Genomic DNA, 16,239 nt, shown 5'->3' with positions numbered 1-16,239 from the left:
ATGCCTAAAGTCAAAGTTGACGGCGTAGAACTCGAAGTCCCGGCGGGTGCGACGGTTCTGCAAGCGTGCGAGATGGCGGGGAAGGAAATTCCGCGCTTCTGCTATCATGAACGCCTGTCCATCGCGGGCAATTGCCGCATGTGCCTGGTCGAAGTGAAGCCCGGACCGCCCAAGCCGCAGGCGTCCTGCGCGTTGCCCGCTGCCGAGGGGCAGGAAATCCGCACCGACAGCGAAATGGTCAAGAAGGCGCGCGAAGGGGTGATGGAGTTTCTCCTCATCAACCATCCGCTCGATTGCCCGATTTGCGATCAGGGCGGCGAATGCGATTTGCAGGACCAGTCGGTCGCCTATGGCCGCGGCGCGTCGCGCTATGACGAGAATAAGCGTGCCGTCACCGAGAAATATATGGGTCCGATCGTCAAGACGGTCATGACCCGCTGCATCCAGTGCACCCGCTGCGTGCGCTTTGCCGAGGAAGTGGCGGGCGTGCCGGAAATCGGCGCGATCGGTCGCGGCGAAAATATGCAGATCACCACTTATCTCGAACATGCCGCCAAGAGCGAATTGTCGGGCAATGTGGTCGACCTGTGCCCCGTCGGCGCGCTGACCGCCAAGCCCTATGCGTTCGAAGCGCGTCCTTGGGAATTGAAGAAGACCCATGCGATCGACGTGATGGACGCGCTGGGCACCAATATCCGGCTCGACAGCCGGGGCCGTCAGGTGCTGCGCGCCGTGCCGCGCATCAATGACGACGTGAACGAGGAATGGGCGTCGGACAAGACTCGGCACAATGTCGATGGTCTGGTCCGCAAGCGGCTCGACAAACCCTATGTCCGCAAGGACGGCAAGCTGGTTCCGGCGACCTGGGCGGAAGCCTTCGCCGCCGTCGCAGCGGTCCAGCATGGCGGCAGCGTCGCGGCGATCGCCGGTGACCTGCTCGATTGCGAGACGATGTTCGCCGGCAAGGCGCTGGTCGAAAAGCTTGGCGGCACGATGCTGGAAGGCCGTCAGACCGGCCTGTCCTATGACGTTTCGAGCCTGTCTTCGGTGGTGTTCAATACGCCGCTGGCCGATCTGGAAACCGTCGATGTCATCCTGCTGGTCGGCACCAATTTGCGCTGGGAAGCGCCTTTGGTGAACACGCGGCTGCGCAAGGCGATAAAGAAGGGCGCGAAGGTCTTTTCCATCGGGCCTGAGTTCGACCTGACCTACAAGGTCGAATGGCTGGGCAATGATGCATCGCTGCTCGCCAAGCTGCCGGAAGCGGTGGTCGAGGCGTTCAGCAAGGCCGCGCGGCCCGCAATGATCGTGGGCGGCGGCGTACTGGCCAAGGACGGCGCGCATGGCGACACGCTGGCGCTGGTCGAGACGCTGGGCCTCATCAAGGACGGCTGGAACGGCTATAACGTCCTGCATTTTGCGGCGGCGCGTATGGGCGGGCTGATGCTGGGTTATGCGACGCAGGGCGGCATCAAGGCGGTGGCGGCCGCCGCGCCCAAGCTGCTCCTTTCGCTCGGCGCGGACGAGGTGGATTATGCCGCCTTCCCCGACAGCTTCAAAGTCTATGTCGGTCACCATGGCGACAAGGGCGCCCATGCGGCGGACGTCATCCTGCCGGGCGCAAGCTATGCCGAAAAGGCTGGCACTTACGTCAATCTGGAAGGCCGGGTTCAGTTCGGTGAAAAGGCCGTGTTCGCGCCGGGCGACGCCCGCGAGGACTGGTCGATCCTGCGTGCGCTGTCCGAAGTGCTGGGCGCCAAGCTGCCGTTCGACAGCTTCGACGCTCTGCGCGCCGCAATGGTCAAGGCGGTTCCGGCGCTGGGCGTCGAGGGGCTGGCCGATTATGGCTGGTCCATTCCCTCGCTGCCGACTGGCGCGACTGGCGAACTGGCTTCGCCGATCAAGGATTTCTACCTGACCAACGCCATTTGCCGCGCCAGTCCGACGATGCAGATATGCTCGGCCGAACTGATCCATGGGGTGGAATTTGCGGAGGCGGCAGAATGATGCAGCGCATCCGTGTTCCCGCGCAGGCGGGAACCCAGTCCCGACGTCTGAACTGGATTCCCGCTTTCGCGGGAGCACGTTGCTCCGTTAACACTGGGGGCATTAAGTGACCGCTTTCTTCCAAAATCTGGGCATGTCGTTCGAAGGTGCCTGGTTCCTGTCGACCATCATAGGCATCCTGGTGATCGCATTGCCGGTCATGCTGGCGGTCGCGATGCTCATCTATGCCGACCGCAAGATCTGGGCGGCGATGGCGCTGCGCCGCGGCCCCAATGTCGTCGGCCCGTTCGGCCTGCTGCAATCCTTCGCGGACGGCGCCAAGGTGTTCCTGCAGGAAACCATCATCCCGTCGGCGGCGAATAAGACGCTGTTCATTATCGCCCCGATTATCACCTTTACGATCGCGCTGATGGCATGGGCGGTGATCCCGTTTCAGGTCGGCGTGGTGCTGGCGAATATCAATGTCGGTCTGCTCTATATCCTCGCGATCAGTTCGCTTGGCGTCTATGGCATTGTTCTGGCGGGCTGGGCTTCTAACTCCAAATATCCTTTCTATTCCGCGATCCGCGCCAGCGCGCAGATGATCAGTTATGAAGTCTCCATCGGCTTCATCCTGATCTGCGTCGTGCTGTGGGCCGGCAGTTTCAATCTGACCGCGATCGTGGAAAGTCAGAAGGGCTATTATGGCTTCCTGAACGGCAATGGCTTCAACCCGCTGCTGTTCCCGATGGCGATCATGTTCCTGATTTCCGCCATGGCCGAAACTGCGCGGGCGCCCTTCGATCTGACCGAAGCGGAAAGCGAGCTGGTCGCGGGCTATCAGACCGAATATTCGTCCATGGCCTTCGCGCTCTACTGGCTCGGCGAATATGCCAACGTCATCCTGATGTGCGCACTGAACGCGATCCTGTTCTGGGGCGGCTATCTGCCTCCGCTCGACTGGGCGCCGCTCTATTATGTGCCGGGCATCCTGTGGCTGTTCGCCAAGATCCTGTTCTTTTTCTTCGTCTTCTCCTGGGTGAAGGCGACGGTGCCCCGCTATCGTTATGACCAGCTGATGCGGCTGGGCTGGAAGATCTTCCTGCCGACCTCGCTCTTCTTCGTCTTCCTGGTTTCGGGCTTCCTCATGCTGACGCGCTATGGAGGCGCACAATGAGCCTCGGTTACTACGTCAAAAGCTTCACCCTCTGGGAGTTCGTGAAGGCGCACTGGCTGACCTTGAAGTATTTCTTCAAGCCCAAGGCGACGATCAACTACCCCTACGAAAAGAACCCGATTTCGCCGCGTTTCCGTGGTGAACATGCGCTGCGCCGCTACCCCAACGGGGAAGAGCGCTGCATCGCGTGCAAGCTATGCGAGGCGGTCTGCCCGGCGCAGGCGATCACCATCGAGGCGCAGCCGCGCGACGATGGCAGCCGTCGCACAACGCGCTATGACATCGACATGACCAAGTGCATCTATTGCGGCTTCTGTCAGGAAGCCTGCCCGGTCGATGCGGTCGTGGAAGGGCCGAATTTCGAGTTCGCGACCGAAACCCGTGAGGAGCTGATCTATGACAAGGCCAAGCTCCTTGAAAATGGCGACAAGTGGGAACGCGCGATCGCCGCGAACCTTGCCGCCGATGCCCCCTATCGTTAAGCCGCGCGCGTCAAAGGGAATATTGCACCTGTGATTCACGTCCTCGCCTTTTACCTGTTCGCCATTTTGGTGGTGAGCAGCGGCGCGCTCACCATTTTGTCGCGCAATCCCGTTCATTCGGTGCTGTGGCTGATCCTCGCCTTCTTCAACGCGGCGGGGCTGATGGTGCTGCTGGGCGCTGAATTCATCGCGATGCTGCTCGTCATCGTCTATGTCGGTGCGGTCGCGGTGCTGTTTCTGTTCGTGGTCATGATGCTGGACATCGACTTTGCTGAATTACGCGCGGGTTTCGTCGATTATCTGCCATTCGGGCTGCTGATCGCGTTGGTGCTGCTGGCGGAGATCGTGCTTGGCATTGGCCTGTGGAGCGCTGGTCCCATCGAATTGGCGCAGCGCGCCGCGCCGGTAAACCCGGAACTCAACAACATCCAGGCGATCGGCGGGCTGCTTTACACCCGCTATATCTTCCTGTTCGAGGCAGCGGGCATCGTCCTGCTGGTCGCGATGATCGGCGCGATTGTCCTGACCCATCGCGCACGCGGCGGCGTGAAAGGTCAGAATATCGCCAAGCAGAACCGCCGCCGTCCGCAGGATGCGGTCCGCAATATCAATCAGCCCACAGGGCAGGGGGTGGAGCTGTGATCGGCCTTCAACATTATATGGTGGTCAGCGCCATCCTCTTCGTGATGGGGGTGCTGGGCATCTTCATCAACCGCAAGAATGTCATCATCATCCTGATGGCGATCGAGCTGATCCTGCTCAGTGTGAACATCAACCTCGTCGCCTTCAGCGCCTTCCTTGGCGATCTGGTGGGGCAGGTATTCAGCATGTTCGTGCTGACCGTCGCGGCGGGCGAGGCGGCCATCGGGCTTGCCATCCTCGTCATTTACTTCCGTGGTCGCGGCACCATCGCCGTCGACGATGTCAACCGGATGAAGGGCTGAGCCTGAACTCATGATCCAGCTTATCGTTCTTCTTCCGCTGCTGGCTGCTGCCATCGCGGGCCTGGGCAACAAGGCTCTCGGCAAACTGCCCGCCAAGATCGTCACCACTGGCGCGCTGTTTGCAGCCTGCGCCATGAGCTGGGCGATCTTCGTTCCCTTCCTGTTTGGTCATGCCGAAGCATCGGTGACGCCGCTCTTCACCTGGATCGAAAGCGGCAGCTTCGACGCCCAGTGGGCGCTGCGCGTCGATACGATGACGGCGGTCATGCTGGTGGTCATCACCAGCGTGTCGAGCCTCGTCCACCTTTATAGCTGGGGCTATATGGACGAAGAGCCGGATCAGCCGCGCTTCTTCGCCTATCTCTCGCTCTTCACCTTCGCGATGCTGATGCTCGTGACCGCGAATAATCTGCTCCAGATGTTCTTCGGCTGGGAAGGCGTGGGCCTGGCCTCCTACCTGCTTATCGGTTTCTGGTTCCGCAAGCCCAGCGCCAATGCAGCCGCGATCAAGGCGTTCGTCGTCAACCGCGTCGGCGACCTTGGCTTCATGATGGGCATTTTCGGCACCTATCTGGTGTTCAATACCATATCGATCCCGGAAATTCTGGAAATGGCCCCGTCAATGGCCGGTTCGACCATCGGCTTCCTCGGCCACCGCTTCGACACGATGACGGTCCTCTGCCTGCTGCTGTTCGTCGGCGCTATGGGCAAGTCCGCGCAGCTTGGCCTGCACACCTGGTTGCCGGACGCGATGGAAGGCCCGACGCCTGTGTCGGCGCTGATCCACGCGGCGACGATGGTCACCGCGGGCGTCTTCATGGTCTGCCGCCTGTCGCCGATGTTCGAAACGTCGCAAACGGCTCTGACCATCGTCACCTATGTCGGCGCAGCGACCTGTTTGTTCGCCGCGACCGTGGGTACGGTGCAGACCGACATCAAGCGCGTCATCGCCTATTCGACCTGTTCGCAGCTGGGCTATATGTTCTTCGCCGCGGGCGTCGGCGCTTATGGCGCGGCGATGTTCCACCTGTTCACGCACGCCTTCTTCAAGGCGCTGCTGTTCCTGGGCGCCGGGTCGGTCATCCATGCGATGCATCATGAGCAGGACATGCGTTATTATGGCGGCCTGCGGAAAAGCATCCCGATCACCTTCTGGACGATGACGCTGGGCACGCTTGCCATCACCGGCGTGGGGCTGCCGATCATCGGCGTGGGCTTTGCCGGCTTCTATTCGAAGGACGGCATTCTTGAAGCAGCCTATGCCGCTGGCGGGGCCGGCACCGGGGCGTTCATCGTCGGCGTGTTCGCTGCGTTGCTCACCAGCTTTTATAGCTGGCGCCTGGTCTTCCTGACTTTCTTCGGCAAGCCGCGCTGGACCCAGTCGGAACATATCCAGCATGCGCTGCATGACGACCATGGTCACGACGATCATGCCGTCCATGCACATGACGATCACGCCCATGCGGCGCACGGTCATGACGATCATCATGCCCATGAGGCAGGCGACGGCACGGGTGGCTATCACCCGCACGAAAGCCCGCTCGTCATGCTGGTCCCGTTGATCGTGCTCAGCCTGGGCGCGGTGTTCGCCGGCTTCCTGTTCCACGACCAGTTCATCGGTTCCGAAGGCGGAATCGAATTCTGGAAGGGCGCGCTCGCGTTCGACAGCCACCTGATGCATGCCGCGCATGAAGTGCCGACCTGGGTCAAGTTTGCGCCGTTCACGGTGATGCTGACCGGTCTGTTCGTCGCCTGGCTGAGCTACATCAAGAATACCGACTGGCCGCAGCGGTTTGTGGCGACCTTCACCGGGCTGTACACTTTCCTGCTCAACAAATGGTATTTCGACGAGCTGTATAATTTCCTGTTCGTCAAGCCCGCTTTCGCGATCGGTCGCTTCTTCTGGAAGTTCGGTGATGTCGGCTTCATCGACCGGTTCGGGCCGAACGGCCTGGCTGCGCTGGTCGTGCAGGGCAACAAAATTACCCGTCGGCTGCAATCCGGCTATCTCTACACCTACGCGCTGGTGATGCTGATCGGCCTCGCCGCTGCCGCAACCTGGGCGATGACACGATAATGGACGGCTTCCCCATCCTTTCCCTGATGATGGCAGTCCCGATGGCCGGGGCCATCGCCTGCCTTTTCGCGAGCGCCAACAACGCGCGCTGGATCGCGCTCATCGCGACGCTGGTCGATTTCGTCCTGGGCATCGTCCTGTGGCTGAATTTCGACCAGGGCGGCCTCCAGTGGCAGTTCCAGGAATATGCACCGATCTTCGGGCGCTTCGCCTGGGCGCTGGGCATCGACGGCATTGCCCTGATGCTGATCGCGCTGACCGTCTTCCTGATGCCGATCTGCATCGGCGCCAGCTGGAACGCGATCAACAAGCGTGTCGGCGAATATATGGCGGCCTTCCTGTTCATGGAGGTGCTGATGATCGGCGTCTTCACGGCGCAGGATCTCTACCTCTTCTACATCATGTTCGAAGCTGGCCTGATCCCGATGTACCTCATCATCGGCATCTGGGGTGGCGCGGACCGGATTTACGCCTCGTATAAATTCTTCCTCTACACGCTGCTCGGCTCGGTGCTGATGCTGATCGCGATGATGTGGATGGTGCATGAGGCGGGCACCACCGAAATTCCGGCGCTGATGGCCTATAATTTCGATCCGCATGTCCAAACCTGGCTGTTCCTGGCCTTCTTCGCCAGCTTCGCCGTCAAGATGCCGATGTGGCCGGTCCACACCTGGCTGCCCGATGCGCATGTTCAGGCGCCGACGGCAGGCTCCGTCATCCTGGCGGGCGTTCTGCTCAAGATGGGCGGCTACGGCTTCATCCGCTTCTCGCTGCCGATGTTTCCCGAAGCCTCCGCGCAGCTTGCGCCTTTGGTCTGGGGCCTGTCGATGGTCGCGGTGGTCTACACTTCGCTGGTCGCGATGGTGCAGTCGGACATGAAGAAGCTGATCGCCTATTCGTCGGTCGCGCACATGGCGATCGTCACGATTGGTCTGTTCGCCTTCAACCAGGCGGGCATCGAGGGTGCGATGATGGTCATGCTGGGCCATGGCCTGGTCGCAGGCGCGCTATTCCTATGCGTCGGCGTCGTTTACGACCGCCTGCATACCCGTGAGATCAACCGCTATGGCGGCCTGAGCATCAATATGCCACGCTATGCCGTACTGTTCCTGTTCTTCACGATGGCGGCGGTCGGTCTGCCCGGCACCTCCAACTTCGTCGGCGAATTCCTGTCGCTGATGGGCGTCTATCAGGCGTCGAGCTGGGTCGCGCTGGTCTGCACCACCGGGATCATTCTGGGCGCGGCCTATATGCTCTATCTGTATCGCCGCATCTGTTACGGCCCGCAGGTCAATGCCGATGCCGCCGCCATGCCCGACCTGTCGATCCGGGAGTTCTGGCTGATGGCGCCGATCGCGGCGGTCGTGCTGTGGATGGGCGTCTATCCCGAAAGCTTCCTGGCGCCGATGCGGGCTGATATCCGCGCGCTCGAAGCGCGTCTCGCCCCTGCGGCTCCCGCAGGAGATTCCAAGATCAAGATGGGTGCGCCCAAGCCTGCGGGCGCGAGCCACCATGAAGAAGCCCCTGCGCACGGGGAGGCGCACTGATGATCGACTCCGCTTCCCTTCTGGCAGTATTGCCCGAACTCATCCTGACTGCAGGCGGCCTTGTGCTGATGCTGGTCGCGGCCTTTGGCGGCGACGGCTCGGCCCGTGTCGTCAACTGGCTCTCGGTCATCACGCTGGCGATCGCGGGCGTGGCGCTGTCCTGCTCGCTTGCCCATGGACCGGACGCCTTTGACGGCTTGTACCGCGCCGACGCCTTCTCGGTCTTCGCCAAGGCGCTGATCTACAGCGCGGCCGCGGCGGCCGTCCTGCTCGCGCCGCGCTTCTTCTCGACCGACGGCGCCCCCCGCCCGGAATATCCGATCCTGATCCTGTTCGCCGCCATCGGCATGGGCATGATGGTGTCGGCGGGCGACATGCTGACGCTCTATGTCGGCCTGGAGATGAACAGCTTGGCCTCCTATGTGCTGGCCAGCTTCATGCGGCAGGATGAACGCTCTTCGGAAGCGGGCCTCAAATATTTCGTGCTGGGTTCGCTCGCCAGCGGCATCCTGCTCTACGGCATCTCGCTGCTCTATGGCTTCACCGGCAGCACCGGGTTCGACGGCATCGCCGTGGCGCTCGGTGATGGCGTGTCGAAGGGCGAGTTGTTCGGCCTGGTGTTCGTGCTGGCTGGCCTGGCCTTCAAGATCAGCGCCGTGCCGTTCCACATGTGGACGCCCGACGTCTATGAAGGCGCGCCGACCCCGGTCACGACCTTCTTCGCCAGCGCGCCCAAGGTCGCCGCGATGGGCCTGACCGTCCGCGTCGCGATCGAAGCATTGGGGCCGGCAGGTCTGGACTGGCAGCAGATCGTGATCTTCGTCGCGCTCGCCTCGATCCTCTTCGGCGCCGTCGCGGCGATCGGCCAGACCAACATCAAGCGGCTGATGGCCTATTCGTCGATCAACAATGTCGGTTTCGCGCTGATCGGCCTGGCGGCCGGCACCCCTGCCGGTGTCGCGGGCACGATGAGCTATATGGCCATTTACGTCCTGATGACGATCGGCGCTTTCGCCTGTATCCTGCAAATGCGCGATGCGGACGGCAAGCCGATCGAAACCATCGCCAGTCTGGCGGGCCTGTCGCAGTCGCGTAAGGGCCTGGCCGCCGCACTCGCCATCTTCATGTTCTCGATGGCCGGCATCCCGCCGCTCTTCGGCTTCTGGGCGAAGTTCCTGGTATTCGACGCCGCCGTCGCGGCTGGCCTGACCGCACTGGCGGCCTTCGGCATCGCCGCCTCGGTGATCGGTGCCTTCTATTATCTCAAGATCATCAAGACGATGTATTTCGACGAACCGACCGCCGCCTATGAGGCGAAGGGCGGCTTGGTCGAAAATATCATTCTGACGGCCTGCGCCGTGGTGATCGTGCTGGGCTATCTGCTCAACCCCCTCCTGGATCAGGCGAGCGCTGCCGCGGCAGCGTCGCTCTTCTGACGCTGCTGCGCTTCGTCGAGGAAACCGGTTCCACCAACGCCGACATGCTGGCGTTGGCGGGGCAGGGGGGCGGTGATGGTAGCTGGCTGCGCGCTGGTCGCCAGACCGGGGGCAAGGGACGCCTGGGCCGGGCCTGGGAAAGCCCGGACGGCAATCTCTATTGCTCCACGCTGGTCAGGTTGCGGCCCAGCGATCCGTTGCCCCATACGCTGGCGTTGGTGGCCGCCAATGCGGTCCATGCGCTGATTGCCCCGCTATGTCGCGGGCAGGCGCGGATCAAATGGCCCAATGATATATTGGTCGACGGCGCCAAGATCGCCGGCATCCTGCTGGAACGGGCCGGGGATGCGATCGTCGTGGGCATTGGCATCAACGTCACCGGCCATCCCGAAGGGCTGGACCGCCCGGTCACCAGTCTGGCGGCACAGGGCGCGACTGATGCGCAAGCGTCCACGCTCTATGAGCGGCTGACCCAGCTATTTGGCCATTGGTTGTCCATCTGGCGCGCGCAGGGCATCGATCCCGTCCGCACCCACTGGCTGCTCAATGCCCATCCGACCGGCACGGCGATGCGTGTCGTGCAGCCCGATGGGGGGGAGGTCGAAGGCGCTTTCGACACGCTCGACCGCCACGGCATGTTGATCCTGCGCTTGGCGAATGGGCAGAGCCATGCCATTCACGCGGGCGACATCATTCTCAACTAAGGGACGAGCCATGCTTCTCGCGATCGACGCGGGTAACACCAATGTCGTTTTCGCGCTGCTGGACGGGCGCGAAATCCGGGCACGCTGGCGCATCGCCACCGATCCGCGGCGCACCGCCGACGAATATGCCGTCTGGCTGAACCAGCTGTTGCAGTTGGAGGGCTATGCCATCGCCGATGTCGATGCGGTGATCATCGCGACGGTGGTGCCGCGCGCGCTGCACAATCTTCAGGTGCTGGCCGATAAATATTTCAAGACCCCGGCGCTGATCGCCGGGCAGGGTAGCGTCGAATGGGGCATCGAACTGGACGTCGCTGAGCCGGCGTCGGTCGGCGCCGACCGGGTTGTAAACGCCATCGCCGCCCACCATCTCTACGCAGGCGATTTGATCGTGATCGACTTCGGCACGGCGACGACGTTCGACATGGTGGATTATCGTGGCGCTTACAAGGGCGGTATCATCGCGCCGGGGATCAACCTGTCGCTCGATGCGCTGGTGGCGGCAGCGGCGAAACTGCCCAAGATCGCGATCGCGCCGCCGCTGGATCGATCGGTCATCGGCCGCACGACCGAAGCGCAGATGCACATCGGCGTATTTTGGGGTTATGTGGCGATGATGGAGGGGCTGGTCGCCCGCATGAGGGCCGAGATCGGCCGTCCGACCAGAGTGATTTCGACGGGGGGCCTGGCGGTCCTCTTCAACGACAATAGCGATATTTTCGATGCGATCGCGCCGGACCTGACGGTTCAGGGCCTCGCGCTGATGCACGAACGGAGTTTGAAGACATAATGACACCCAAGGATGAACTGATCTTCCTGGCCCTCGGCGGGTCGGGCGAGATCGGCATGAACGTCAATCTCTACGGCTGCCAGGGCAAGTGGGTCATGGTCGACCTCGGCATGACTTTCGGCGACCCGTCCTATCCCGGCATCGAACTGGTGCTGCCCGATCTCAGCTTCATCGAGGAGCGGCGCGACGACCTGCTGGGCATCGTCCTGACGCACGGGCATGAAGATCATATCGGCGCCATCCCTTATCTTGCCGCTGATTTGGGCGTGCCGCTCTATGCCACGCCCTTCACGGCCGGCCTTATCCGCCTGAAGCTGGAGGAAGAAGGCCTCTCCAAGGAGGTCAAGCTGCATGTCATCCCGAATGAAGCCAGCTTCAATCTTGGCCCGTTCGGCTTCCGTTACGTTCCGCTCGCCCATTCGATTCCCGAAGGCAATGCGGTGCTGATCGACACGCCTTATGGCCGCATTTTCCACACTGGCGACTGGAAACTGGATGAACAGCCTCTGCTGGGCCAGCCATCGACCCCGGCCGAACTGACCGCGATTGGTGACGAAGGCGTGTTGGCGCTGGTATGCGACAGCACCAACGTGTTCAACGACAAGGCCAGTGGGTCCGAAGGCGATGTGCGCGAAGGGCTGATGAAGACCGTGGCAGACGCCAAGGGACGGGTATTGGTCACGACCTTCGCCTCCAACGCGGCGCGCGTTCAGACGTTGGGCGAAGTCGCCGCGGCGACGGGGCGCAAAGTGTGCGTGGCGGGCCGTTCGCTCGACCGCATCATCAGCACGGCCAAGGCGGCCGGTTATCTCAAGGATTTCCCGCCGACCGTCGATTGGGACGATGTCATGCACCTGCCCCGCAGCGAGGTGATGATCATCGCCACCGGCGGCCAGGGTGAGGTGCGTGCGGCGCTGGCCCGCATCGCGTTCGACAGTCATCCTATAAAGCTGGCGGAGGGCGACACGGTCATCTTCTCGTCCAAGCAGATTCCCGGCAACGAGATCGCCATCGGCCGCATCCAGAATGCGCTGGCGCAGAAGAATATCCTGATGGTTACCGACCGTCAGGCCGAAGTCCATGTATCCGGCCACCCCGGTCGCCCCGAACTCGAAGCCATGTATCGCTGGATCCGTCCCGAAATCCTGCTGCCGGTCCATGGCGAGCGCCGCCACATGGCGGAACAGGCCCGGCTCGGCATCACCAGCGGCATCCGCCATGCGGTGGTGCAGTCGAACGGCGATGTGCTGCGCCTGGCGCCCGGCGCACCGACGATCATCGGCCAGCAGGACACTGGCCGTCTGGTGTTGGACGGCGACGTCATCCTGCCCGCCGACGGCGCGACGATCAATGAACGGCGCAAGCTCGGCCTGCATGGGCAGATCAGTGTCGCGGTGGCGATCGACCGCAAGGGCAAGCTGATCGGCCAGCCGGCATTGCGCACGCAAGGCGTGCCGGTGGAGGAAGACAAGGCGGCATTCCTGGCCGAAGCGGCCGATGAAGCCGCCGCCGCCGTGCCCAAGGGTTCGATGGAGGAAGAGGCGCTGCGCGAGCGCGTCCGCCTGGCCGTGCGCCGCACCGCGACGCGCTGGACCGGCAAGAAGCCGATAGTGGACGTGCTGCTCGTTCGGGCCTAATCACAGGCCATGAACCTATACGCCATCTTCGCTATCTATTTCCTGATGTGGGTGATCAGCGCCTTCATCATGCTCCCCTTCGGCATCCGCACGCCCGATGAAACCGGCGAAGTGCTGCTGAAGGGGCAGGCGGACAGCGCGCCCAGCAATTTCCGGCCCGGTCTGGTCATGCTGCGCGCGACCATATTGGCGACGATCCTGTTCGGCCTCTATTACGCCAATTATGTGCAGGGCTGGGTGACGCTGGACATGCTGCCCGGCTACAGCGCCGCGCAATGAGCGGGCCGGCGGCGCGGATCGCGCGCGTTGCCGCCGTTCATGCACCATCTTGGGTGCGGATGCGCGCCGCGCTCTGGCCCGATGCGTCCGTGGCCGATCATCATGACCACATTGCCGATATGATGGCGAACGGAGGCGATCTTGTTGCCTTCGTCGCTCTTGACGATCGGGGTGACGCGATCGCCTTTGTCGAGGCATCGCTGCGCCGCGATTATGTAAACGGTTGCGACACCAGTCCGGTCGTTTTTGTCGAAGGTCTTTATGTGACGCCTGCGATGCGGCACGAAGGCATAGCGAAAGCCCTGATCGACGCCGTCGAGGGCTGGGGGCTGGCCATGGGCTGCACGGAAATGGCGTCGGACTCGGACATCGCCCATCTGGCCAGCCATGCTTTCCACCATGCAGCGGGCTTCATCGAAACCGAACGAGTCGTCTATTTCCGCAAAGTGATCGGCTGAACGGCGAGAATCATTGCCGCAGTCGCTCGATCGCCTGGGCGAGCGCGACATAAAGCTTGCCCATGTCGGATGATAGCACCGCGACGCCCAGCGCGTTGCCGTCACGCGCCGACAGGATGATCCGCAGCATCGCCTCGAAATCATGGATATAGCGGTTCACATGATCGCGGAACTCCGCGTCATTATCATAATGAAGCGCGATTTCGCGTGATTCGCCGACATCCAGCAGCTTGACCGCGCGGCGGGTGAACACACCGCGATCGCCCTTCAGATAGGCGGACCAGGCCGAATCGGTGACGTCGTTGGACAATATCTTGGCGACGTCGATCGCCGTGCTGTTGAGCGATTCGATCAGCAAGGCCGAGCGCCGCGCGAAATGGTCGCGATCGCGGCTTTCCGACGCGCGTTCCGCTTCCTCGATCCGCTGTTCGACGCTGGCGCTGGTGTCGGCGATCGTCAGCAGTTGGCGGGTGAGGCGTTCAGACGCCTGATGCGCGGCCTTGACCGCTTCCTCCGCGACCCGCGCGACTTGTTCGATCTGCGCCGTCACCTTCTGGCCGATCACGGCCTGCAGCGCTTCATCGCTGGCCTGCGCAAGTTGTTGCGCCGCATCGGGAATGGCGCGGCCCAGCGCCTGGCGGGCGCGTTCAGACGCCTGATCGGCCGTGTCCTTGACCCGCAGCAGGGCCGTCACCAGCAAGGGGCCAGCGCCTTCGGTAATGCGCGTCGCGTCCTGATGCGCGGCGTCGAGCGTCTTGCGCAGGCGCTCCACCAATCCGCGATTGGCTTCCAGTCCGCCCTGCGTGCTTTCCAGCCATTCGGTCAGACGGCTGCCCTGGCCGCGCAGCATCTCTTCGGCTTCTGCGGTGCGGCCTACCAGCGCCTCGGAAATCGCCTCCAGCCGCTCCATTTCGGGCGCGGTGCTGCCCAGCAAGGCGCGGCTCTGTTCCAGCCGCGCGTCGAATCGTTCGAGCGCGGCGGGATAGGTTTCGTCAAGTTCCCGAACGCTCGAATCGAGCGCGACCAGAAGCGTCTCGGCGCATCCGATCAGCTTTTCGGCTGTCATGCCGCCAGCCGATAGCGCCTTGTCGATCCGCATCGTTTCCTCGGTCATGCGGACAAGTGCGCCGGTCAGGCGTTCGCCGCGCGCCAGAGCGCTGTCCTCCAGGGCGGCGAAACGGCCTTCGGTCGAGGCGATGGTGTCATGCAAACTGCTGTGCAGGCTCGACATCAGGCTGCGCTGACCCTCGATCATGTCGTTGATCTGATGCAGGCGGCTTTCTACGTCGCCGATCGAGTCGCTGAGGCCGGTCACGGTATCATCGCCGATTGCGGTCAGGCTGTCGCGCGAGCGGGTGATCAAGGCGTCGAGCGTCGCTGTCTGGCTGGTCAGGCCGCCATCGGTGATGGCCAGCGTTTCCTGAGCCTGTCGCAACGCATCGTCCAAGCGACGGCGCAGGTCCGTCTCCATCGACTCAATGTCGCGTTCAAACAGGGCGAGCGCCTCTTCGCTCGCCCCGCTCATGCCGTTTCGGGCCGCGGCGACCAGCGTTTCCAAGGCCTCCGCGCGACGGGACAGCGCCTCGTCGGTAGATGCCATGCTGTCCTTCATGCCGCGCAAAGCGCTGTCCATGCGCCCGCGCAGGTCATGTTCGGCGCTATCGAGATCGGTGGTCAGCGTCTGGCGAACCTGCGCGCTGGTTTCCGCGACACCGGCCTGCGCCGCTTCGATCAGCGTCGCCAACGCTGCGGCCTGGATTTCCAAATCCTGGCGGCTGCGATCCATCGCCTGGCGTGCGCTCTGCGCCGTGGCGTCGATTCGGCCCGCGGCAATCTCGGCCATGCCGGTGACTTCTTCAGCCGCCGTTCGGGTCGTCTCCTGCAACTGGGTCAATTGGCTGGACAGGCTCTTGGTCGCAGAAAGCGTGCGCGCGCGCGCATCGTCGGACAGTTCAGCGAGAGAATGGAGGCGGGCCTCCAGCGTGTCGATCCGCTCGGCCAGCGCATGGCCATTGTCCATCATCTGCGCAGTCATGCGGCTGGTGCGGTCCTCCAGTTCGGGGATCGAGCCGATCAGCATGTCCATGCGAGCGACCAGCGAGACGGCCGCGCGCTCGGCGGTTTCCGCCCGTTCGGCGGTCGCTTGGGAGCGTGCTGCAATCAGTTCGGCGGACGCTTCCATATTGCTGCTGGCGGCGGCGCCATAGCTGTCGAGCAATTCCGCCTGGTCCTGCATCGCCTGTCGCGCGGTTTCCAACTGGCTGCCGATGCGGCCCAGCCGCAGTTCCAGCAGGTCGGCCTCGGTACGCAGCGCGCGCGCGGTATCAAGATAGCGGCGCGATTCGGCGCGGCTGTTGCGGACCAGCAGCATATAGCCGACGCCCAGCAGGATGAGGGGGATGGCGAGCGTGACGATGGCGTTGGCCCAGGCGAACGGGCCGGCAGCCAGATCGCCGGACGTCGCGATCGCCCAGCCGGCAAAGCCGATCCAGGCGATGGCCAGAACCAACAGGCCCCAGCGGATGCGCTTTATCCGGTGGTCTCCGACTCCTTCCGTCGCGTCATCCTCGTCAATATCGAGAACCGCCTGTTTCAATAGCAAAATATCGTCCGCCTGCGACTCGTTGCCGGTCGCGATGTGTTCGTCTCGCCAGAACTCGACGATGGTGCTGCCCCCTGTCATGTCATCATCCTAGCATCTTTTCCGCCCGCGCAAATGCCC

At 62.9% G+C, this 16,239-nt stretch carries 14 protein-coding genes; 13 read left to right on the top strand and 1 reads right to left on the bottom strand.

What is annotated here, in order from left to right; translation table 11 throughout:
• From nuoG to aac(6'), 13 genes are all read left to right on the top strand, one after another.
• Entirely contained in the window at positions 1-2,007 is a 2,007-nt protein-coding gene (gene nuoG, locus V473_RS07740; RefSeq protein ID WP_066602255.1) for an NADH-quinone oxidoreductase subunit NuoG, read from the top strand.
• Positions 2,008-2,113: 106 nt separating this feature from the next.
• Complete coding sequence (nuoH, locus tag V473_RS07735; protein WP_066602250.1) at positions 2,114-3,163, top strand: NADH-quinone oxidoreductase subunit NuoH; 1,050 nt, start codon at positions 2,114-2,116, stop codon at positions 3,161-3,163.
• Positions 3,160-3,645 carry an NADH-quinone oxidoreductase subunit NuoI gene (nuoI, locus tag V473_RS07730; RefSeq protein ID WP_066602247.1) on the top strand — a complete coding sequence of 162 codons (486 nt, stop codon included), beginning with the start codon at positions 3,160-3,162 and terminating at the stop codon, positions 3,643-3,645. Before nuoH ends, nuoI begins: the two co-directional genes overlap by 4 nt.
• Before the next feature lie 30 nt (positions 3,646-3,675).
• Positions 3,676-4,287 carry an NADH-quinone oxidoreductase subunit J gene (locus V473_RS07725; protein ID WP_066602244.1) on the top strand — a complete coding sequence of 204 codons (612 nt, stop codon included), beginning with the start codon at positions 3,676-3,678 and terminating at the stop codon, positions 4,285-4,287.
• Entirely contained in the window at positions 4,284-4,589 is a 306-nt protein-coding gene (nuoK, locus tag V473_RS07720) for an NADH-quinone oxidoreductase subunit NuoK (RefSeq protein WP_004211745.1), read from the top strand. Before V473_RS07725 ends, nuoK begins: the two co-directional genes overlap by 4 nt.
• A gap of 10 nt (positions 4,590-4,599) precedes the next feature.
• Entirely contained in the window at positions 4,600-6,666 is a 2,067-nt protein-coding gene (gene nuoL, locus V473_RS07715; protein ID WP_066602240.1) for an NADH-quinone oxidoreductase subunit L, read from the top strand.
• Positions 6,666-8,213 (top strand): NADH-quinone oxidoreductase subunit M, encoded by a 1,548-nt coding sequence (locus V473_RS07710; protein WP_066602238.1) that lies wholly within the window; start codon positions 6,666-6,668, stop codon positions 8,211-8,213. The genes nuoL and V473_RS07710 overlap by 1 nt, the downstream gene beginning before the upstream one ends.
• Entirely contained in the window at positions 8,213-9,649 is a 1,437-nt protein-coding gene (nuoN, locus tag V473_RS07705) for an NADH-quinone oxidoreductase subunit NuoN (RefSeq protein WP_066602235.1), read from the top strand. The genes V473_RS07710 and nuoN overlap by 1 nt, the downstream gene beginning before the upstream one ends.
• A 2-nt stretch (positions 9,650-9,651) precedes the next feature.
• Positions 9,652-10,353 carry a biotin--[acetyl-CoA-carboxylase] ligase gene (locus tag V473_RS07700; RefSeq protein ID WP_082679008.1) on the top strand — a complete coding sequence of 234 codons (702 nt, stop codon included), beginning with the start codon at positions 9,652-9,654 and terminating at the stop codon, positions 10,351-10,353.
• Positions 10,354-10,363: 10 nt separating this feature from the next.
• The gene (locus tag V473_RS07695) at positions 10,364-11,143 is read left to right on the top strand and encodes a type III pantothenate kinase (RefSeq protein ID WP_066602229.1); all 780 of its coding nucleotides are present in this window, start codon (positions 10,364-10,366) and stop codon (positions 11,141-11,143) included.
• Positions 11,143-12,780, top strand: coding sequence for a ribonuclease J (locus V473_RS07690; RefSeq protein ID WP_066602227.1), 1,638 nt, complete (start codon positions 11,143-11,145; stop codon positions 12,778-12,780). The genes V473_RS07695 and V473_RS07690 overlap by 1 nt, the downstream gene beginning before the upstream one ends.
• Positions 12,781-12,789: 9 nt before the next feature.
• Positions 12,790-13,059 carry a DUF1467 family protein gene (locus V473_RS07685; protein WP_066602224.1) on the top strand — a complete coding sequence of 90 codons (270 nt, stop codon included), beginning with the start codon at positions 12,790-12,792 and terminating at the stop codon, positions 13,057-13,059.
• The gene (gene aac(6') / locus V473_RS07680; protein ID WP_066602222.1) at positions 13,056-13,517 is read left to right on the top strand and encodes an aminoglycoside 6'-N-acetyltransferase; all 462 of its coding nucleotides are present in this window, start codon (positions 13,056-13,058) and stop codon (positions 13,515-13,517) included. The genes V473_RS07685 and aac(6') overlap by 4 nt, the downstream gene beginning before the upstream one ends.
• Positions 13,518-13,527: 10 nt before the next feature.
• On the opposite strand, the gene V473_RS07675 is transcribed toward aac(6'), so the two are convergent.
• The gene (locus V473_RS07675; RefSeq protein ID WP_066602220.1) at positions 13,528-16,200 is read right to left on the bottom strand and encodes a coiled-coil domain-containing protein; all 2,673 of its coding nucleotides are present in this window, start codon (positions 16,198-16,200) and stop codon (positions 13,528-13,530) included.
• Positions 16,201-16,239: the final 39 nt, after the last annotated feature.

The sequence above is a fragment of the Sphingobium cupriresistens LL01 genome (genome assembly GCF_001046645.1).
GTDB lineage: Bacteria > Pseudomonadota > Alphaproteobacteria > Sphingomonadales > Sphingomonadaceae > Sphingobium > Sphingobium cupriresistens.
Note: the sequence above shows the minus strand (reverse complement) of the source record. Positions and strands in the feature narration are given on the sequence as shown.

Coding starts and splice junctions, on each gene's coding strand:
- V473_RS07685 (WP_066602224.1), top strand. CDS start 12,790: ATGAACCTATACGCCATCTTCGCTATCTATTTCCTGATGTGGGTGATC.
- nuoG (WP_066602255.1), top strand. CDS start 1: ATGCCTAAAGTCAAAGTTGACGGCGTAGAACTCGAAGTCCCGGCGGGT.
- V473_RS07690 (WP_066602227.1), top strand. CDS start 11,143: ATGACACCCAAGGATGAACTGATCTTCCTGGCCCTCGGCGGGTCGGGC.
- V473_RS07695 (WP_066602229.1), top strand. CDS start 10,364: ATGCTTCTCGCGATCGACGCGGGTAACACCAATGTCGTTTTCGCGCTG.
- nuoN (WP_066602235.1), top strand. CDS start 8,213: ATGATCGACTCCGCTTCCCTTCTGGCAGTATTGCCCGAACTCATCCTG.
- nuoL (WP_066602240.1), top strand. CDS start 4,600: ATGATCCAGCTTATCGTTCTTCTTCCGCTGCTGGCTGCTGCCATCGCG.
- V473_RS07710 (WP_066602238.1), top strand. CDS start 6,666: ATGGACGGCTTCCCCATCCTTTCCCTGATGATGGCAGTCCCGATGGCC.
- nuoI (WP_066602247.1), top strand. CDS start 3,160: ATGAGCCTCGGTTACTACGTCAAAAGCTTCACCCTCTGGGAGTTCGTG.
- V473_RS07675 (WP_066602220.1), bottom strand. CDS start 16,200: ATGACAGGGGGCAGCACCATCGTCGAGTTCTGGCGAGACGAACACATC.